Source organism: Gemella massiliensis (assembly GCF_900120125.1).
GTDB lineage: Bacteria > Bacillota > Bacilli > Staphylococcales > Gemellaceae > Gemella > Gemella massiliensis.
In genome coordinates this window covers 1-20,811 of the sequence record NZ_LT635544.1, presented here as the reverse complement: position 1 = coordinate 20,811, position 20,811 = coordinate 1, and the positions used below count along the sequence as shown (strand labels likewise).

The 20,811-nt window shown below is 28.2% G+C and carries 18 protein-coding genes, 1 tRNA gene and 1 rRNA gene; 8 read left to right on the top strand and 12 right to left on the bottom strand.

Going from position 1 to position 20,811, the window contains the following annotated elements; translation table 11 throughout:
* Positions 1–91: 91 nt before the first annotated feature.
* The 5 genes from BQ7358_RS00135 to BQ7358_RS00115 all read right to left on the bottom strand — a co-directional run bounded on the left by BQ7358_RS00135 (position 92) and on the right by BQ7358_RS00115 (position 6,466).
* The gene (locus BQ7358_RS00135; protein WP_062172105.1) at positions 92–2,077 is read right to left on the bottom strand and encodes an ABC transporter permease; all 1,986 of its coding nucleotides are present in this window, start codon (positions 2,075–2,077) and stop codon (positions 92–94) included.
* A gap of 1 nt (position 2,078) precedes the next feature.
* Positions 2,079–2,831 carry an ABC transporter ATP-binding protein gene (locus BQ7358_RS00130; RefSeq protein ID WP_062172104.1) on the bottom strand — a complete coding sequence of 251 codons (753 nt, stop codon included), beginning with the start codon at positions 2,829–2,831 and terminating at the stop codon, positions 2,079–2,081.
* Between the two features lie 193 nt (positions 2,832–3,024).
* Positions 3,025–3,867, bottom strand: coding sequence for a sensor histidine kinase (locus BQ7358_RS00125; RefSeq protein WP_234971544.1), 843 nt, complete (start codon positions 3,865–3,867; stop codon positions 3,025–3,027).
* Positions 3,868–4,010: 143 nt separating this feature from the next.
* Positions 4,011–4,679, bottom strand: coding sequence for a response regulator transcription factor (locus tag BQ7358_RS00120; RefSeq protein WP_062172100.1), 669 nt, complete (start codon positions 4,677–4,679; stop codon positions 4,011–4,013).
* Positions 4,680–5,188: 509 nt separating this feature from the next.
* Positions 5,189–6,466 (bottom strand): O-acetylhomoserine aminocarboxypropyltransferase/cysteine synthase family protein, encoded by a 1,278-nt coding sequence (locus BQ7358_RS00115; RefSeq protein WP_062172098.1) that lies wholly within the window; start codon positions 6,464–6,466, stop codon positions 5,189–5,191.
* Positions 6,467–7,111: 645 nt separating this feature from the next.
* On the opposite strand from BQ7358_RS00115, the gene BQ7358_RS00110 reads away from it, so the two are divergent.
* Positions 7,112–7,396: a GNAT family N-acetyltransferase gene (locus BQ7358_RS00110; protein ID WP_072520084.1), complete on the top strand. Its 285-nt coding sequence runs from the start codon at positions 7,112–7,114 to the stop codon at positions 7,394–7,396.
* 296 nt (positions 7,397–7,692) lie between these two features.
* Here the strand turns inward: BQ7358_RS00110 and BQ7358_RS00105 are convergent, their stop codons facing one another.
* The 7 genes from BQ7358_RS00105 to rpmH all read right to left on the bottom strand — a co-directional run bounded on the left by BQ7358_RS00105 (position 7,693) and on the right by rpmH (position 12,481).
* Positions 7,693–8,220 (bottom strand): GNAT family N-acetyltransferase, encoded by a 528-nt coding sequence (locus BQ7358_RS00105; RefSeq protein ID WP_072520083.1) that lies wholly within the window; start codon positions 8,218–8,220, stop codon positions 7,693–7,695.
* Between the two features lie 2 nt (positions 8,221–8,222).
* Complete coding sequence (locus BQ7358_RS00100; protein WP_072520082.1) at positions 8,223–8,987, bottom strand: exodeoxyribonuclease III; 765 nt, start codon at positions 8,985–8,987, stop codon at positions 8,223–8,225.
* 42 nt (positions 8,988–9,029) lie between these two features.
* Positions 9,030–10,412 (bottom strand): tRNA uridine-5-carboxymethylaminomethyl(34) synthesis GTPase MnmE, encoded by a 1,383-nt coding sequence (gene mnmE, locus BQ7358_RS00095; RefSeq protein WP_072520081.1) that lies wholly within the window; start codon positions 10,410–10,412, stop codon positions 9,030–9,032.
* A gap of 129 nt (positions 10,413–10,541) precedes the next feature.
* Positions 10,542–10,910: a response regulator gene (locus BQ7358_RS00090; protein ID WP_062172088.1), complete on the bottom strand. Its 369-nt coding sequence runs from the start codon at positions 10,908–10,910 to the stop codon at positions 10,542–10,544.
* Positions 10,911–10,928: 18 nt separating this feature from the next.
* Complete coding sequence (gene jag / locus BQ7358_RS00085; RefSeq protein ID WP_062172086.1) at positions 10,929–11,711, bottom strand: RNA-binding cell elongation regulator Jag/EloR; 783 nt, start codon at positions 11,709–11,711, stop codon at positions 10,929–10,931.
* Positions 11,712–11,724: 13 nt separating this feature from the next.
* Positions 11,725–12,057 carry a ribonuclease P protein component gene (gene rnpA / locus BQ7358_RS00080; RefSeq protein ID WP_062172084.1) on the bottom strand — a complete coding sequence of 111 codons (333 nt, stop codon included), beginning with the start codon at positions 12,055–12,057 and terminating at the stop codon, positions 11,725–11,727.
* 289 nt (positions 12,058–12,346) lie between these two features.
* A complete protein-coding gene (gene rpmH / locus BQ7358_RS00075; protein WP_062172082.1) occupies positions 12,347–12,481 on the bottom strand; it encodes a 50S ribosomal protein L34 in 135 nt (44 codons plus the stop codon).
* 523 nt (positions 12,482–13,004) lie between these two features.
* Between rpmH and dnaA the strand changes: the two genes are divergently transcribed.
* The 7 genes from dnaA to BQ7358_RS08710 form a co-directional block, all read left to right on the top strand.
* Positions 13,005–14,480, top strand: coding sequence for a chromosomal replication initiator protein DnaA (dnaA, locus tag BQ7358_RS00070; protein ID WP_072520080.1), 1,476 nt, complete (start codon positions 13,005–13,007; stop codon positions 14,478–14,480).
* A gap of 136 nt (positions 14,481–14,616) precedes the next feature.
* Positions 14,617–15,756, top strand: coding sequence for a DNA polymerase III subunit beta (gene dnaN, locus BQ7358_RS00065; protein ID WP_072520079.1), 1,140 nt, complete (start codon positions 14,617–14,619; stop codon positions 15,754–15,756).
* Positions 15,757–15,893: 137 nt separating this feature from the next.
* Entirely contained in the window at positions 15,894–17,084 is a 1,191-nt protein-coding gene (locus tag BQ7358_RS00060; RefSeq protein ID WP_062172073.1) for an MFS transporter, read from the top strand.
* Between the two features lie 640 nt (positions 17,085–17,724).
* Positions 17,725–18,678 (top strand): L-lactate dehydrogenase, encoded by a 954-nt coding sequence (locus tag BQ7358_RS00055; protein WP_062172069.1) that lies wholly within the window; start codon positions 17,725–17,727, stop codon positions 18,676–18,678.
* Positions 18,679–19,026: 348 nt separating this feature from the next.
* Positions 19,027–20,067, top strand: a complete 1,041-nt coding sequence (locus BQ7358_RS00050; RefSeq protein ID WP_062172064.1) for a LacI family DNA-binding transcriptional regulator — start codon at positions 19,027–19,029, stop codon at positions 20,065–20,067.
* Positions 20,068–20,524: 457 nt separating this feature from the next.
* Positions 20,525–20,598, top strand: a tRNA-Gly gene (locus BQ7358_RS00045).
* A 118-nt stretch (positions 20,599–20,716) separates the two neighbouring features.
* Positions 20,717–20,811, top strand: a 16S ribosomal RNA gene (locus BQ7358_RS08710); the annotation flags it as partial.

Below are 20,811 nucleotides of genomic sequence, written 5' to 3'. Positions count from 1 at the left end.
ATTGTTTTCTATTTTAAACAGTTAAAAACCAAGATTAAGAAAATATCATTTTCAAAATCTCGGTTTTTTATCTTTTAAATCAACTTCTTTTTTAATCCTTTATAATTCTATAATAGACACGTGATGTTAAAACATAGACTATCAGATAAAATAAGGTAAATACTCCTACTGCACCCGACATTCCTATTAAGAAAGCTGTTGTCTTTTTCAATAAAAACAAATTCATTATTTTTTCAATAAATGGAAAAGCTACCGCTGTATGTATTGTCGCTATGACTAATGGTGCAAAGAAAATCAATAATACTTGCGAACGAATTGATTGTTTTATTTGTTTTTCTGTTAAACCGACTTTTCTCATTATTGAAAATTTATTTTTATCTTCATACCCTTCAGATATTTGTTTATAATACATTATTACCACTTGTGAAACTATAAAAATCAAACTGATAAAAATTCCGATAAATAGAAATGATGCGAACATTGCTTTAAATTCATCTTTATTTTCATATTTTGACTCTGAAAAAACTTCATATTTTTTATTTAAATTATTAATATCTTTTACTATTTCTGCTTCTTTATTCGGATTTTTTATATTAAACATTATGTTTGTTGTCAGCATTTCATCAGATTTACTTTTTTCAGCACTTTCAGTGACCATTAATTTCTCAGCTATTTTTGTCCTAATACTTTCATCTTTTACAACAATATAATAAGTTGGCATAATATTTGCTTCTGTATGCCCGATTTCTCCTGTTATTTGATTCAGTTTTTCTTTTACCTTAAACTTCTCGTTTAGAATTTGTATATCACTATGTTGATATTTTGCCTTTTTGTCAAGATAAAGTAGCACTTCGTCAGGTTTTAACGTTTTATTTTCACCATTCATTTTATTATAATCGCTTAATGTGCTTACAATAACAATTACCAAATTGCTTATTTTATTGTTTTCCGGAGCTGTTATTTTTCCGTCTTCCATTTCTCCTGCCGTCATTAAGGTATTATAGAATACTTCATCAGATTTTTTTACGTTATGTTTTTTCAAAATTTTATCAATTTCTTTTTGTACTTCACTTGCTATTTCTTTATTACTATGTTTCACCCCAACACTTATATCTCTTGGATATCTATTTTCATATGCTTCGTTTACTCCTGCATACATTGTACTGGTAGCTCCCATCGTAACAAGAACCATTGTCGATAGGATACAAATATTTGCAAGCCCTACCGCATTACGTTTCATACGATACAATAATCCCGATACACTGATAAAATGTTTCGGTTTGTAGTAGTAACGTTTATTATTTTTCATTATTTTTAACACAGTAATGCTTACCGTCATAAATATCAGATAGGTACCCAATATTACAGCCATAACGGCATAAAAGAATGATGTTAATGCTTCAATCGGATTTCCTGCAGTAAGTGCCGTATAGTAACCATATCCTACCAATCCGATTCCTATTAATGTTAAAATAAATCGTGCCTTAGGTTCTTTTTCACCCGTACTTCCTTCTTTTAACAAAGTTATTATTTTTAAACGTGATATTTTTATAACAGTATACAATAAAATTAAAAAGTAAATCCCTCCGAACAAACCAATCGTCGTAACAACGGCAATTACCGGTATATCAAATCCGAATACCACACCTTTGCTAAACAATTTTAAAAGTGCCAATAAGGTAACTTTACCGAACATTATTCCAAATGCTAAACCGAACGTTAATGTGATAAGACCGATAAATATTGTCTCTCTCATTAAAATTTTGGCTATTTGCTTTTTAGTCATTCCAAGCACAGCATAAAGACCAAATTCTTTAATACGGCGTTTAATCAAAAAGCTATAGGTGTAGAAAAGAAAAATCATTGAAAATATCGCTATTACTATAAGACCTAACGACAAAATTTGTTTTGTTTGAGCTGAACCGTGTTCCAATTTATTTAAACTTGTACCAAGAGCAATAGAGCCTAATATATAAAACGATGCTATTGTAAAAATTGATGCAAATATATATGGTAATACCAACTGTTTGTTTTTAACTATATTATTCCATGCAAATCTACTATAAAAGAATCTCATTTTACTCACCTGCCTGCATTAATGTTAAAGTATCGTTAATTTTCTGATACATTTCACTATGGTTTTGCGTTCCTCTACGCAACTCATGAAATACAACTCCATCTTTAATAAAAAGTACGCGTTTTGCTCGACTGGCTGTTTTTACAGAGTGAGTAACCATAATAATAGTTTGACCGGCTTCGTTTAACTTATCAAATACTTCCAACAATTGCTCTGTTGATTTTGAATCTAACGCTCCGGTAGGTTCGTCCGCCAATATTAATGCCGGATTGGTGATAATGGCACGTGCTACAGCAACACGTTGTTTTTGTCCACCCGATACTTCATAAGGATACTTATTAATCAATTTATCTATACCAAGCGGTTTTATTATATTATTTAATCTCTTTTCCATATCTTTATAATTTTTGTTTTCTAATACCAACGGTAGTAAAATATTATCTTTTATAGAAAAATTATCCAACAAATTAAAATCTTGAAACACAAACCCCAAATTTTCGCGACGAAAATTTGCCAATTCTTTATCTTTTAGTTTACTTAAATCTGTTCCGTTTAACCTTATATTACCGGATGTAGCTTTATCAAAAGTAGCGATAATATTAAGTAATGTAGTCTTACCACTTCCGCTTTCTCCCATAACTGCTACATATTCTCCTTTATCTACTGCAAAATTAACATTTTTCAACGCCTCCGTACTATTTGTACTTAATATAGTTGCATATACTTTTCTTAAATTATTTACCTCTAATAACATATTTATAACTCCTTTATCATTTATTCGATATACTTTATTGTGTTTTACAATTATTATTTTACAGCAAAGTTTTCATTCGTTCTATCGAATTTCCTTACAAAATATAAATAAACCTTACAAAATCGTAAGGTTTGTATATTTTTATTTATATAATTGACCGAAATAAAGTTATGTTTTACTTATAAGTATCTTTTCACTCTCTATAATTATAATTTTGAGAAAATCCTATTTCTACCGTTGTTCCAATTCCTGTTGTTGACGTAATTTTTATCGTGTGTTCAAGATTATCAAGTATTTTTTTACACAAATATAAACCTATACCACTTGATTTTTTCTCATAGCGTCCGTTAAACCCTGTAAATCCTTGTTCAAATATCCTTGGTAAATCTTCTTCTTTTATACCTATACCGTTGTCAGTTATTGTTATTTTATTTTCTTCCAAAGTTATCTTCACCGTACCGCCACGTGATGTATATTTTATTGCATTACTGATAATTTGTTCCAATGCAAAACTGAACCATTTTTTATCTGTTATTACAAATGTTTCTTGTGGAACAAAATTAAGAGTTAATTTTTTGTTGATAAATAAGCTGGCATATTTTTTTAATATTTCTCGTGTTATTTCACTTAATTCAATTTTTTCAAATACATAATCGGTATTTTCACTTCCAAGCCTTATATATGTCAGCACCATTTCAACATAACATTCTATTTTAAATAATTCTTGTTCCAACATATAATTATCATGTTCACTGTTATCCAATATAAAATGTATTGCCGCTATCGGTGTTTTAATCTGATGTACCCACATACTGTAATAATCAACTAACTGCGTTTGTTTTTTACGATTTTCTTCAATAGTTTTTTCTAATTCATTAAATAACCTTGTAATTATTTTTTGATAATACTGAACCCTAATATCCAAACTAATCGGCAATTTATCTAAATCATTAATAAGATTATCTTTTAAAAAATGCAACGCACTGAAACTTCTTTTATAATTGTTAAAATCAAAAACACTTACGATTATAGCCAAAGTAAAACACAATAACCCGCTATAGTAAAGAACTTCTCTCGGAATATCATACAGGTAAAACATTATAAAAAAGATTATAATAAAAGAACAAAAAAGTAGGTATATTTTTAAATTTTTCTTTAAATAACTATATAATACTTTCATTAAACTAAATATCCCTTTCCTTTTTTAGTCATTATTAAATCATTAACACCGATTGACTTTAACTTTGCACGCAAACGATTAACATTAACCGATAAAGTATTCTCATCAATAAAATGATCACTCTGCCACAGTGTTGTCATTATCAATTCACGACTTACAATTTGTTCTCTATGTTCTAATAAGACGGTTAAAATTCTACTTTCATTTTTAGTCAGCTGTGCTGTTTTTCCCTGAAACTTAACCTCGTCTTTATTTATATCAAAAATAACATCTTTATAGGTTATTAACTGTGTATTAGCATTAAAGTTATAAACTCTTCTTAACAGCGCTTCTATTTTTGCTTTAAGAACAACAAGTTTAAACGGTTTTTCTATAAAATCATCTGCCCCTATTGTCATAGCCATTACAATATTCATATCGTCACTTGCAGAAGAAATAAACATTACCGGTACTTTAGAGATATTACGTATTTCTTCACACCAATAATACCCGTCAAAATAAGGAAGATTTATATCCATTAATACCAAATCAGGTTTTTTCTCAACAAACTCCGTCAATACCTGTTCAAAGTTATTTACTTCATAAGTAGTAAAATTCCATTTCTCTAAATATTGTGCTATGCTGTTAGAAATTACTTCATCGTCTTCCACTATCATTACTGTATACATATTTATTTACCTCTTATTATTTATCACCTATCACTTTACAAAATTATACCACAAATTAATCTCAAAAGTTAATATTTCCATAATTGTATTTTTTATTTATATAATTAATTTTTTATTATTTATCTCTACGAAGAAATATTTATATAATGATTATTTTTTTATTTTTATATTCTTAAATTTAACCGTTAATCAGGAAAATATTAAAAAAAATTAATTAATTGTTAAATTAATATATTTTTATAAAATAAATAATCTCTCCGTTACCGAAGAGACTATTTATAATTTAAAAAGAGAAAATTGAATTTTTTGTGGGTCAAGATAGAGAGAATTAATTTCCTTTAACAAACTTTATAAATTACGTTCTTGACCCACATTGGAGAACAACTTAAAACTTATGATTTCTTTAGAAATCGACTTTATTAAGCTACCTTAGACGTAGTATATTAGATTACTGTTAATAAGATATTCTACCAAAATTTTAACCTTTAGCATCATAAACCTCTAAAAGATTATATTTGTTCTAATGCCAACCGTAAATCTTCTATTAAATCATCTCTATTTTCTAAACCGATTGACAAACGAATTTGTGTAGGTGTTATCCCTGTATACGCTAATTCCTCAGGACTAAGTTGACCGTGCGTAGTCGAAGCCGGATGTACTACCAAACTTTTCGCATCTGCAACATTTGCTAAATTGGAAAAAATTTCTAAACTGTCTATTACCTTACGTGCGGCTTTCTCTCCACCTACAACATCAAACGAAAAGATTGAACCACTTCCTTTTGGTAAATATTTTTTAGCTAATTCATAATATTTGCTATCTTTTAATCCCGGGTAATTTACATGAGCCACTTTCGGATGATTTACTAAGAAATCTACTATTTTTTCTGTATTTTCTATATGACGTTCAACACGTAGTGATAATGTTTCCAAACCTTGTAATAATAAAAATGAATTAAACGGTGATATTGCTGCCCCTGTATCACGTAGAAGTTGTGTTCTTACATTTGTAATAAATGCCGCCTCTCCAACATCACGTGTATAACTTAAATTATGATAACTTGGATCTTCTTCTACTAATTGTGGAAATTTCCCGCTTGCTTCCCAATCAAATTTCCCGCTATCAACAATTACTCCGGCAATTGATGTGCCGTGTCCACCAATAAATTTAGTTGCAGAGTGAACAACTATATCCGCTCCATGACTAAATACATTAATTAAGTAAGGTGTAGCAAATGTATTATCTACTACAAGAGGAATATTATGACGATGTGCTATTTCCGCCCATTTTTCCAAATCCGCAATATTAGCTAACGGATTTCCCAATGTTTCGACAAACAATGCACGTGTATCATCTGTAATAGCTTGTTCTATTTCTTCAAAATTATCAGGATCAACAAAGGTAGCATTTACACCATAACGAGGCAAAGTCAATTTTAATAAATTATACGTTCCGCCGTAGACATTTTTTGATGACACAATATGATGCCCGGCATGTGCCAAAGTTAAAAATACATATGTTAATGCAGCCATTCCCGAAGCAGTCGCCAACGCCCCAACTCCCCCTTCTAACGCATTAACACGTTCCTCAAAAACTGCCGTAGTAGGGTTAGTTATTCTTGTATAAATATTTCCATTTTTTCGTAATGCAAACGAATCTTCTGCGTCTTGCGTATCGTCGAATACGTATGATGTTGTTTGATAAATAGGAACTGCTCGCGATTTTGTGTCCCCAACCGTTTGCCCTGCATGTAATTGTAATGTTTCAAAACTAAATTTTCTTGTCATAATTATTCCTCCTTTTCAAGTTCATTTACCTTAATAATAGACGTTTTAAGATAAATAAAAAATCGCCCTCATTGCCCTAAGACAACGAAGGCGAACTGTTAATTCGCGTTACCACTTCGATTTATATTAACCTTGCGATTAATACCTTATTCAGTACCATCATACTGCGTGCTTTAACGTGCCACTTTCCGTCATTACCTATTAGATAACGATAACTAAAAGACCATTTTCAATTAACCTTCACCACGTTTTCTCACACCAACCGAAAACTCTCTGTTTTAGCTACGCTATTAATTTACTTATCCTCTCAACGTCCATTATTAAATTTAAACTAATTGTACATCTGTTTATTATTTTTGTCAACACCTTTTTTTAAAATTTTTTTGAAACCTTCTTGCTGTAAGGTGGATTTTTATTTATAACTTTTACGATAATAATTTATCTAAATATTTATTATAAAATATATTTTCTTAATAAAATCATTTATTTATTAATAAAAATTTTATTAAATTTTAATTCCTTAATAATATAATAAAATTAATCTAAAAAATAGTATCTAAAACGTTTTTATGTTATAATTACATTATCAAAGGTTTTAAAGAAATAACAAATTATTACTATTTATTAATTTTTAGGAGGTTTTTTATGGAATTTATTAAAACAGAGAACGGTTTTGTTAAATACGACGAAAACGGTCGTGTTATTGCCGAAATTACTTATAAACAGACTAACGATCCTAATATAGTTATAGCTGATCATACTTTTGTTGATTCCTCTTTACGTGGACAAGGTGTTGCAAAAAAACTACTTGACACCTTGGTTGCTGATATTTCAACACAAAACAAAAAAATTAAACCGACTTGTTCTTACGTTGTTAAAAAATTTTCAGAAGATTCTTCTTACGATTTTATAAATGCAGAAAAAAAATAATTTTTTCTATATTTTAAAATTTTTAAAAAAATAAAAAACAAGAATAACTTTTTAAATTTATTTTAAAATTCTATTATTCTTGTTTTTTTACCGTTTTTTAGTATATGTTTTATATGAAACAATTAATATTATATGTTTATATAAGTATTCAAAAAATTCTATCCCGAAATAAATATAGCCGACTTAAAAATTTAAATTTCAGATTAACAACACACCGAATATAAGCAACTGCAATAATATTTTGTAAGAAATTATATAAAAAATATGTTATATTTTCTATTTATCTTAATAATTTTTTATAAGTTGATTATTGCTTTTTCTATCTTAAATTCATAGGCTATTCTTTTTTTATCATCTAAATTATTTTTTATTGAAAGTGTTATTTCTCCTAGTTCTCTAAATCCAAAATTTGTTAAAAATCTTCTCATTATAATATTATCTTTATGAGTATCCACTTTGATACTTTTGATATTATTATTTTTAGCATATTCTATAATTGAAAACAAAATTTGTTTAGCAACACCTTTTTTACGAGCAGATTTTAATACTGCTAATCTATGGAGTGCAAGATACTTTTCAGATGTTGACCAAAGCGTTGATTTTTCATAATCAAAATCATAATTTGCTAATTTTAACGTTGCTACAACTTTATTTTCTAATTCATAAACAAAGGCTGTTTTTTCTTTTATATCATTTTTAATATCTTCAATAGATAAAGAGCCGTGTTGCCATTGATTAATATTCTGCTCCTTTAGAAATTTTTTACCGTCTTCCAGTATTTTCTCCACTATTTCTAAATCGCTATACTTGGTTTTTCTCAACATAACTACAATATTTCCTCTTTCAAAATTAATTCCACAGGGCAATGATCACTTCCAAATATATCGTTATGAATTTTTGCAGATTCTAAATAACATTCTATTTCTCTACTGATAAGAAAATAATCAATTCTCCACCCGGCATTATTTTTACGTGCATTAAAACGATAACTCCACCATGAATATACTCCTGTTAAATTTGGATAAAAATATCTGAATGTGTCAATAAAGCCTGCATTTAACAATTCTGTAAATTTCCCACGTTCTTCTTGTGTAAAACCTGCATTTTTTGTATTAGACTTTGGATTTTTTAAATCTATTTCTGTATGCGCTACATTTAAATCTCCACAAACCACTACACCTTTTTTAGTATTTAACTTAATTAAATAATCTTTGAAATCTTTTTCCCATTCCATACGATAATTAAGGCGCTTCAGTTCACTACCTGAATTAGGTGTATAAACCGTAACAAAGAAAAATTTTTCATATTCCAGCGTAATAACCCGTCCTTCCGTATCGTGTTCATCAATACCTAACCCATAGGTCACCCTTAAAGGTTTATGTTTCGTGTAAATAGCCGTTCCTGAATATCCTTTTCTTTCTGCATAGTTAAAATAACTATAATAGCCGTCAAACTCTAAATTTAATTGTCCTTCTTGCATTTTTGTTTCTTGTAAACAGAAAAAATCTGCATCCAACTTTTTAAAATTTTCTTCAAAATTTTTCTGGACGATTGCTCGCAATCCATTAACATTAAAACTAATACATTTCATTAATCATTCTCTCTTTCTTTTTTTTTGTTTCATATGAAACTTTTATTTTCCCAAACAAAATCGACTGAACAGTTCGTTAATTAATTCATCACCAGAATTTTCCCCTATAACTTCACCTAATAAATTGAATGTAGCCGTATAATCTATTAATACCATATCAACTTCAAGTCCCGAGCTTGCTGCACTGATCGCCTCATTTAAACTGGCTAACGCTTTTTTTATTAAATTTATTTGACGTGTATTAGATAAATAGGTGGCATCTTTCGGCTTTGTTGTGCCGTTAAAAAACATATCTTTAATATTTTTTTCAAGCAGTTCTATTCCTCTATATGTTGTCATAGAAGTTTCAATAATAGGGTGGTTGTACGATAATTTTTTCACTTCTTCTACGTCAATTTTTGTTTCTAAATCAAGTTTATTTAAAATAATTATGGTTTTTTTCTTTTCTGTCAATTTTAATAATTCTATATCTTCAGTTGTTAGGTCTTCGTTGCTGTTAAGTAAAAATAATACTAAATCCGCTTTTTCTAACGCTTCTCTGCTTCGTTTTACACCTATTTTTTCTACGACATCATCTGTTTCCCGGATACCTGCCGTATCAATCAATTTTATCGGAACTCCTTTTATATTAACATACTCCTCGAGTATATCTCGTGTTGTCCCCGCTATATCAGTAACAATAGCTTTATTTTCCTGTAATAAATTATTAAGTAAAGAACTTTTTCCTACGTTCGGTCTACCTATTATTGCGGTATTTATTCCATCTTTTATAATTTTTCCTTGTTTTGATGTTTCTAACAATTTTTCCAAACGAACTTTAATTGCTGTTGACTTTTCCAATATCGTTTGTGTAGTTTCTATCTCTAAATCATCATATTCAGGATAATCTATATTCACTTCAACTACTGCCAATATATCCAAAATATCCGCTCTCAATTTTTTTATTAAATTTGATAAACGCCCTTGCATTTGATTATTAGCAATCATACCGGCTTCTTCTGTTTTACTTTTAATAAAATCTATTATTGCCTCAGCTTGCGTTAAATCTATACGTCCATTTAAAAAAGCTCTTTTTGTAAATTCCCCCGGTTCAGCCAATCTTGCTCCACATTCCAGACATAATCCCAGTATACGCTGTATTGTAATAATACCGCCGTGACAATTAATTTCTACAACATCTTCTGTCGTAAAAGTGCGAGGAGCTTTCATTTTCACAACCATTACTTCTTCTATTTTTTCTTTTGTTTTAGGATCTATAACATGACCATAGTTTATAGTGTGTGTTGAAACTTCTTGAATAGTTTTTTCTCTCGGTAGTTTTATAAATTTATCCGCTATTTCAAACGCTTTATCTCCGCTTAATCTAACAATACCAATAGCACCTTCTCCTAATGCGGTCGAAATTGCACAAATTGTTTCCGCCATTGTATCACTCCTTATTTTTTCTTCTTTCTTATTATAACGATAATATTATAAATATTTAATTTATTTGCTTATCCACTCGAAAAGAAAGGCAGGATAGAACGTTACTTCTTATCCCACCCGTATAAATTTTTATTTTAATAACTCTATTTCTGATAACGCATCTTCCAAATCATCAATATCATATTCCTTAGATAAAACTCCGACTGCTCCATTATTAAAAGCCTGTCTTTTATATGTAGGAACATGACCTACGCTGCTACAAATCAATATTTTCGCTTTTGTAGGATATAAATCATGGATAATACGTGTTGCTTCTAATCCATCCAATACCGGCATACAAATATCCATCGTAACTACATCCGGTTTTACTTTAGAAAACATTTCTATAGCCTCTTTGCCGTTTTTAGCAAAATAACACTCAAAACCTGCCATCTTTGCTATTTCTGCACCACGTTTGCGATAATATGCACTATCATCAACAATCAATATTTTTGCCATCTGTTTTCTGTTTTACTCCTATCTAGCTGTAATAACCAAATATCTAAAAGGTTCTTCTCCTCGTGATTCCGTTTCTACATTTTTTATGCCGGTTAAGGCGTTATGAATAATTTTACGTTCAACACTTGTCATCGGCTCTAATTCTACAGGTCTCCCCGTTTTCTTAGATTTTTTCGCCAAATTTAATGCCAATTCTTCCAATGTTTTTTGGCGAGTTTTACGATAATCATCACAATCAACCGTTATTCTAAAGAAATGTGAACTGAATTTTTTTGCGTAATTATTTACTAAAAATTGTAAACTATTTAGAGTAGCACCACGTTTTCCTATAATTAAACTCGTATTTTCTTCTGTTTTTATATTTAAAGTAAAATGTCTGTTCCCTTCTTCTTTAAAATCTACATTTACATCAGGGTATCCCATTGCTTTAACTATGTTTGTAAGATAATTTACAATTTTTTCTTTGTTTTTTATTATATAATCTTCTCTTTTTTCTTTTTTTTCCGTTTTTTCTTCTCTTAAGATTTTTTCTTCTTCTTTTTCTTCTATTTCAATATTTTCTTTTTCAACATTTTCTTTCTCTTTTATTTTTTCTGTTGTTTTTTCTAAAACATCAGCGTTTTCCAATTCTAACGGTGTAAGTTTTACCTTGGCATTTTTTTTGAATAAACCAAAAATACCGTTTGCTCCACCTTCAATTACTTCTATCTTTACCTTATCTTCAACTAAATTTAATTCAGCCAAGCCTTTTTTTATGGCTTCATCAACTGTTTTTTCTTCGTATATATATTCTTTTTCCATTTTTAACTCCTCTTTATCTTAATAATTTACAACCTTTCAGTACATGATTTATAGATTTATCGAAATCTTCAAACGATAAATCTACCGCACCTTTCCTTACTATAATAATTACATCATAATTTTTAATAAAATCTTTTCTTATTTTAAAACATTCTCTTACATAGCGTTTTAATTTATTTCTCTTATATGCTTTTCCTAACTTTTTACTTACAGATATACCTAAACGCATATGATCTAATTCGTTTTCTTTAAAATAAATAACAAACTGCCTATTGGCGAAAGATTTTTTTTTTCTTATAATACTATCAAAATCACTACTCTTTTTTATTCTATATTCTTTTTTCATTCTAAAACCTTTCTCACCTTATTATTTTAGCAGTTTATTAACAAATTTACAACTATATTCTCATGTTATATTTTTTAATAAGATAACTTATAAACTAAACTCAACTGAAGATATAAAAAATTGAGCGACTAAAAAATCGTAATTTCACCAGAAATCGATTTTATTAAGTCGCTCTCATATAATTCATTAGATTTAAAAAGCTCTTTTAAGCAAATTCTAAAATCATCGAACTGCTGTTATAAGTAAACTCTATTAGAATTTTTAACTTATAGCTTGCTTACTAAAATTATTAAGCTGAAAGAACTTTTCTTCCTTTAGCTCTACGTCTTGATAATACATTTCGTCCGTTTTTATTGCTCATTCTTGCTCTAAATCCATGTACTTTAGAATGTTTTCTTTTATTAGGTTGATACGTACGTTTCATTTTGCCCTCCTCGAGTTTTCTTTTTCTTATGATAGATGTAATAACCAAATTAGTCTATCATATATATGTGAATTAATCAAGTGAAAAATAATTTTTACATAAATGCTCCTTATTTTATAAATTCTAAACTTTTAAACAAAATAATATTTTTTATGTGAAGTTTTATTAACAATTCTAAAAAAAGATATTGTTAAAAACTTCTAATTTCTTTATTTTTACCTCTTCAATTTAACATTTTATTACTTTTTTATTAACATTTCTAACAATTTCACCTTAAAGTTTTTCCACAGGTTGTTAATACTGTGTTAAAAACTTTTTATTTCTCTATTTTTACTTGTTAAAAAATTTTTAATATATATGATTTTTCTTTTTATTTCTTTTTAATTTTCCAGAAAAAAATATATTTATTACTAAAAGTTATTAACAAGTTTATAACTTTTATTCACAGGTTGTTAATATCTTTTTGTTTTCTTTTTCTTTTTATGTTATAATATTCTATATATTTTTTAATTGGAGGTTTTTTGTGAGTAATTCTAATTTTTTATGGGAAATTATTTTAAAAGAATTAAAATCCGAATTGCCTGAGGAGGTTTTTGAAACTTGGTTTTTAGCCGCCTCTATCGATGAAGTTGATTTTGTTAATAAAAATATTTCTATTACAAGTAAAGAAATTCTGGTTTCTCAATATTTAAAAGGTGCTTTTGATTATAAACTCAAAGCTATCCTTTACAAAACTACCGGACTTAATTTTAATATAGATTACGTTTCTTTAGATTCTTCAGCTATTTCTGTTAAAAATAATCATAATATTAAGGAAAATACTATCCCTGCTGAAGATATTATTAAACAAAATTTTTTACAAGGTGATAAACCTTCCGGTGCTCAAAACTTTTATCAAAAGCAGAGTTTTTCTTTAGAAGGTTATAAAACTCCTACACCTAATAAATCACTTCCTATAAGTAAAACTAATCCTACCCTAAATAAAAACTTTACCTTTGATACTTTTATTGTTGGTGAAGGAAATAAATATGCTCATGCTGTTGCGTATACTGTTGCAGGAGACCCGGGTAAAAATTACAATCCCCTTTTTATTTATGGAGGTGTAGGTCTTGGAAAAACTCATCTTCTTCATGCCATTGGTAATGAAATTGAACATCACTTTCCTGATTTTAAAATAGAGTGTATTTCTTCTGAAAAATTTGTTAATGAATTTATTTCTGCTATAAAAACCAATAATAATACAGATGAAATTTTCAGAAAAAAATACCGTGAAGTTGATGTTCTTTTAATTGATGATATTCAATTTTTAAGTGGAAAAACCGAAACTCAAAATGCTTTTTTCCATACTTTTAATGATTTACAGATGAATCAAAAACAAATTGTTCTTATTAGTGATAGAGAACCTTCTCAACTTAATGATCTTCCTGATAGACTTGTTTCCAGATTCCAACAAGGAGCAACCGTCGATATTACTCCACCGGATTTTGAAACTCGTATGGCTATTTTAAAATATAAGTGTGAACAATTTGAGGTTCCTCTTGATGAATCTACCTTAACTTTTATCGGCAATAATGTTTCTTCCAATATTAGAGAACTTGAGGGAGTTTTAAAAAAAATAAAGCTTATTGCTACGACTAATCATGATGAACCCTCGTTGAAAATTGCCGAGAGTATCTTAAAAAATGTTCGTTCTGCCGGTAGAAAAAATATTTTACCTGAAAATATTATAGGAATTTGTTCTGATTATTATCGAATCAGCAAAGACGATATGCTTTCTTCTACTCGAAAAAAAGAGGTAGTTCAAGCTAGAAATATCGCTATTTACTTATGTAGAGAACTTACAAATCTTTCTTTTCCGGCTATCGGTCAACATTTTAATAAGGATCATACATCTATTCTCTATTCATTTAATAAAATCGCTAATTTGAATAGAGATGATTTTCCTGTTTTATTTGAAGATATTGAAATATTGAAAGAACGATTAAAAAAAAATAGTTAATTTTTATTTACAAGTTTTTAACAAATTTTTAACAACTGAAAACTTTCTTATTTTATTAGTTTTTTCAAGTTTTAAACAATTTTAACAATACTTATTACTATTATTATATATAAATATATTATATAAGGAGAAAAAAATGAAATTTACCATTCAAAAATCTTACTTTCTTGAAGGCTTAAATCATGTTTCAAGAGTTATTGCACCTCATTCTATTTTAGAAATTTTAAAAGGAATAAAACTAGAACTTATTGATAATAAACTTATTTTAAAGGCGAGTGATTCTTTAGTATCTGTCGAATATGCAATAGATCAATATATTGATGATAAAGAAATTATCAATATAGAAGATGAAGGACAAGTAGTTTTGCCTTCCAGAAATTTTATAGAAATAATAAGAAAAGCTCCTACTGATTTTATAGAAATAGAGAAAGTTTCTAACAATATTTTAGTTTATTCAGGAAACAGTGAATTTAATATTAAAGGATATGATCCTGAAGAATATCCGGAATTTCCTGTTATTTCTAAAGATAACAGTTTTAAATTAGATACAAAAATTTTTAATGATGTTATAAGAGAAACTGTATTCTGTACGGCTCCTAATGATCAAAGACCTATTTTAGAAGGCGTTAATCTTTCGTTAAAAAACAAAATTCTAACCGCTACTGCGACCGATTCGTATAGATTAAGTAGAAGAGTTGTTATTTTAAACGAAGAAAATTCTGAAAAAGAGTTTAATCTTATAATTCCGAGAAAAGCACTACAATATTTCCAAAAAATGATTGAAAACGGGCAAGGAGAAGTGGAAATCTTTTATGAAAATAATCGTATAGTATTATATTATCAAAACGTAGTATATACGGTACTTTTAATAAGCGGAAATTATCCGAATACGGACAAATTAATTCCAACTAATTTTGAATGTACTCTTGTTTCAAACAGCAGAGAATTTTTTAATGCGGTAGATAGGGTTTCTTTAATGAGTAGAGAAGATAAAGACGATATTATAAAATTAATTGTTTCTGAAAATTCATTGGAAATTTCATCACAATCAAAAGAATTGGGTAGTGCGGTAGAAGAAATGAATGTAAAATCTATGCTGGAAGATGATAAATTTGAAATTTCAGTTTCAGGAAAATATTTAAAAGATGCTGTGAATGCCGTTGCTTCAGAAGAAATTATCATTAAATTTTCCGGTGAATTAACAGCATTTATAGTCCAACCGAGCGATTATCATAGGGATATAATTGAATTAATATTACCTGTAAGAACATACTAAAGGTTAAATATTATAAATGTAAAAATTATAGAAAATTTTTTAGAAAGTTCAATTTTCTTATATTTAATAATATTATTATAACTTTCACAATAAATAAAATAAAAAAGAAAGCTATATTTTATATAAAAGGTAAAAAAATGTCTAGTAAAAAAAATAAATTAATTATTTTGTTAGGAATTATTGTTTTAGGAATGCTTTTAAGAACACCTATTACATCGGTAGGTGCTATATCCGGAAATTTAAAACAATTACTTAATATTAATAATACTATGGTCGGCTTTATTACGACTATTCCATTAATAGCATTTGCTTTATTCAGTTCTGCTGTTATTAAAATTTCACATAAAATAGGACTTGAAAAAACAATTCTTTTAGCTGCAATAGTTACTACATTGGGTTTAACTTTAAGATTTTATCTTAATACGTCTATATTCTTTTTGGCAACATTTATTATAGGATTAGGTATTACGGTAGGTAATGTATTATTACCCGGTTTAACCAAAAAATATTTCCCGGAAAATCTTGGAGTTATGACAGGATTCTATGCTGTTGTTATGACAATAAGTGCTTCTATAGCGGCAGGAATAAGTTATCCGATAGCCAGTTCAAATATAATAAATGAGAAATTTTCTACAGCACTGGCAGTAAATATATGGTTGGTCGTAGCTGTAGTAAATGTAATAATATATTCAGTTATAGCAAAAGGAAAAAAAGTGGAAGTTTTTGAAAATGAGGAGAAAGTTAATAAAAACTTATTAAAAAATCTAAAACTTTGGTCTATTACTATAAGTATGGGATTACAATCTGCACTATTTTATTGTAGTGTATCATGGTTTGCTGAAATAATGATAAGTAAAGGATTTAGTCCGGAAATGGCAGGCTTGTTATTATCTATCAGTCAGTTCGCTCAGTTTCCATCAACATTTTTAGTTCCGGTAATGGCTGATAAATTGAAAAATAAAATGATAATACCTGTAACTATTACAGTAGGATATATAGTTGCGTTGTTAGGAATAGTAATAACCAATGCTAATTTCAGTCTAATGGCGATATGGATAATAATATATGCTTTATCCGGTGGTGGATCATTCTCATATGTGATGTATTTATTTTCAGCAAAATCAAAAAATGAAAAAGAATCAGCAACCGTTTCAGGTTTAGCACAGTCCGGCGGTTATCTGATAGCAGCTATATTTCCACCGTTATTGGGATATATAAGAGATATATCGAACTGGAACATAGCTTTGTATGTATTACTGATAACAGCGGGAATTTTATTTATAAGTTTAATACATTGTAGTTCTAAAGGTAATATAATAGAGAATTAAGTTGATAGGAAAAATAAAAAGTTCTAATAGAATTTACTTACTAACGGTAAGATACAATGGTTCATTGATTTAAGAATTTGATAAAAGATATTTTTAAGCTAATGGATTATAAGGAGCGACTCTATAAAATTGATTTTTTAAGAAATCGTAAATTTTAAGAGGCTCTTTTTTAATGAAAATTTTTGTAAAAAAATCAATTTGTTTTTCCGGTAAAAATTTTATTGTATAAAAATATAGAATAAAAAAGCATAATAGATAGAAAAATAAAGTAATATAGTTAAAAAATAATAAAAAAATATTTTTTGAAAAAATAAATTAAACAGTTTAAAAAAATAAAATTAAATTCTATGTTATATTGTTAATAAATCGGTATATATGTTTGAAAAAATAAAATAAATAATTAATAAAAAATTATAGTTAGCACTTTCAAAATATATTCAAATTAAAAGAAAATAATTATTTTAATAATAAATTTAAAGATGTAAAAACACTTTCTTTTTTTCAAAGATTATGATATAATTTAAAGTGAAGTGAATGAAAGTGTTTTTATTAGGGATATGAAACTATTTTGTTCATAAAAATTTAGTAAAAATAATTACTTAAAATATCTAAAACTATATATTATAACGGAGGTTTTTTTATGAAAGCGAAAAACAGAAAAGTAGTTTTAATAGGAGCAGGAATGGTAGGGATGAGTTTTGCTTATCAATTATATTCAAGCGGTGTATGTGAAGAGCTTGGACTAATTGATTTCTTCCCGGAAAAAGCTGAAGGGGAAGCAATGGACTTAAACCACGCAGGTGCTTTAGTACCACCTATTAAAGTAACATCAGGCGGATATGAACAATGTGCTGATGCTGATGTTATTGTTATCGCTGGAGGTCTTCCTCAAAAACCAGGTGAAACACGTCTTGACTTAGTAGATAAAAATATTAAAGTTGTTAAAGATATGTCTGAACAAATTGTTAAATCTGGATTTGACGGAGTTATCGTTATTGCATCTAACCCGGTTGACGTGTTGACAAACGCATTACAAAAATTCACCGGATTCCCAAGAAACAAAATTGTTGGTTCTGGAACAACTCTTGATACTTCAAGATTCCGTTACATGTTAGGTGATAAATTAAATATTGCCCCAAATAGTGTACGTGGATATATCGTTGGTGAACACGGTGATACTCAATTAGCGGCATGGAGTAATGTATATGTATACGGAAAACGTTTCGATGATTTCTTAGCTACTTCTAAATATACTGCAGAAGATTTTGAGGAAGTTGAAGAAAAAGTTATGCGTGCAGCATATGAAGTAATCAACCGTAAACGTGCTACTTACTATGCTATCGGTCTTGCATTATTCACTATCGTAAAAGCTATTTTACGTGATGAAAATACAGAACTTGCAGTTAGTGGTTACTGTGAAGGTCAATACGGAGTTGAAGGATTATACATCGGTACTCCGGCAATTATTGGTCGTGAAGGGGTACGTGAAATTGTAGAACTTCCATTGAATGAAGAAGAAACAGCTAAAATGCAACATTCTGCCAAAGTATTGAAAGAAACTTTAGAAAAAGCATACGCTTCATTAGAAAAATAATTAATTATAAATAGGTAAATATATAGGAGAATTAGATTTTTGTAGTCGTAATTTGTTACGACGAAGAGAATTTAATTCTCCTTTTATATTATATAAAATTATAGAAGGAAAAAAAGTTATTAAAAAATTAATTATCTTAGTTAATGAAATTTAGGTTATAAGAGATTGTTAAATAAAGAAAAAATGAAAACCTATAAAGAAAAATAAAAAAATATTGAAAATATTGTTTTCAAACACTAGACTTTTAATTATTTTTTTGATACAATAAAGCTGAATGAAAAGGTTTTAAATGCTTTTATTTATGAACTTTTAGTTGCTTTTAATAAAAAAATGTAAAGGAGATTTATAATGACAATAACGATTTATGATGTAGCGAAAGAAGCAAAAGTATCTATGGCAACAGTTTCACGTGTTGTAAATAACAATCCTAATGTTAAAGAAGATACAAGATTACGTGTTCAAGAAGTAATTAAAAAATTAAGATATACTCCTAATGCGGTAGCAAGAGGATTGGCCAGTAAAAAAACAACTACAATAGGTATAGTTTTACCTGATATAGCAGATCTTTCCTCTGCAGAAATAGTTAGTGGAATAGAGTCTGTAGCTAATATGTATAAATACAATATAATTTTGGCGAATTCTTGCGATGATAAAGAAATAGAAAAAAGCATATTTAATTCGTTTGTAAGTAAACAAGTAGATGGGATTATTTATTTAGGACATTCTTTATCAGATAGTTCAAAAAATTATTTGCACGATACTCAAATACCGGTAGTATTGGCAGGAAATATAGGTTTAGACTCTGAGTTTTATTCAGTTAATATAAATTATGAAAAAGCTGCATATGAAGTGACAAAAGAATTTATAGAAAAAGGCTCTAAAAATATTTCTATAGTAATAAATAAATACGAATCGCAAAAAGCACAGAGAATTATAAAAGGGTACAAAGAAGCACTTGCTGATTGTAAAGTAGAATTTAAATCTAATTTAATAGTAGATGGTTATAAAACGTATAAAGATAGTAATCAAATATTTAAAACTATACGTAATATAAATGCGGAAGTGGTTATAACCATGTTTGATGAAGTAGCATTATCAATAATGCATCAAGCTTTAGATACCGGGGTTAATATTCCTAATGAATTGGAAATAATTTCATTTGAAAATACTAAGTTGTTGGATATGACAAGACCTAAAATTTCTTCAATATTTCAACCAATCTTTGACGTAGGTGCTGTATCAATGCGTATTTTGACAAAAGTAATTGATGTAGAAAAAGCTAAAAGAAAAGGTGAGCCGTACGAAAAAGAAGATCTGGAAGAATTAGAAGCACACGATAATGAAATGTACTTACCTTACAGAATAATTCATAGACAAACTACAAAATAATTAAAGATAAACTCAAGAGTTGATAAAAAAACTAAGATTTAATTTATTAGACACAGCAGTTTGTCAGCATTAAATTTTATTTTGTTAGATTTGCGAAAATTTTTAAATACATGAAAAATAGTAAGGGTGAGATCTTAAAAAATTTAGGTAAGAACAATTACGATTTTTAAGAATCTCCCCTTTTTCTATATCTATTTTCAAAAAAAGGTATTGACATAATATAACGGTAGTGATAAAATAGTAAAAGTCTTCATAAAGAAGAAAACGAACAATAATTAAAAATAAAGTGATAATTGTTAAGTTTTTAAAAAAGAACTTGACAATTAATGAAAACTATAGTAGAATGGAAAACGTCTTCAAAAAAAGAAATTTTTTAAGGATGATATTAAAAAATACTTGACAAATTATTGTTTATAAAGTATAATTGTAAAGGTGTTTTTACACAAATAGTAAATATGCGGGTGTAGTTTAGTGGTAAAACCTCAGTCTTCCAAACTGATGTTGTGAGTTCGATTCTCATCACCCGCTCCATATTATTTTGAACATTGAAAACTAAACGAATTAAGTCAACGTAATTCCAAAAAAGGACAGTTCAAAAAGGAACTATAAAACTTTAAAAAGAGCTAAATCAAGCAAACAAATAAGAAAATATTTGGAGAGTTTGATCCTGGCTCAGGACGAACGCTGGCGGCGTGCCTAATACATGCAAGTCGAGCGAAGAATTATTGGTGCTTGCACCGATAA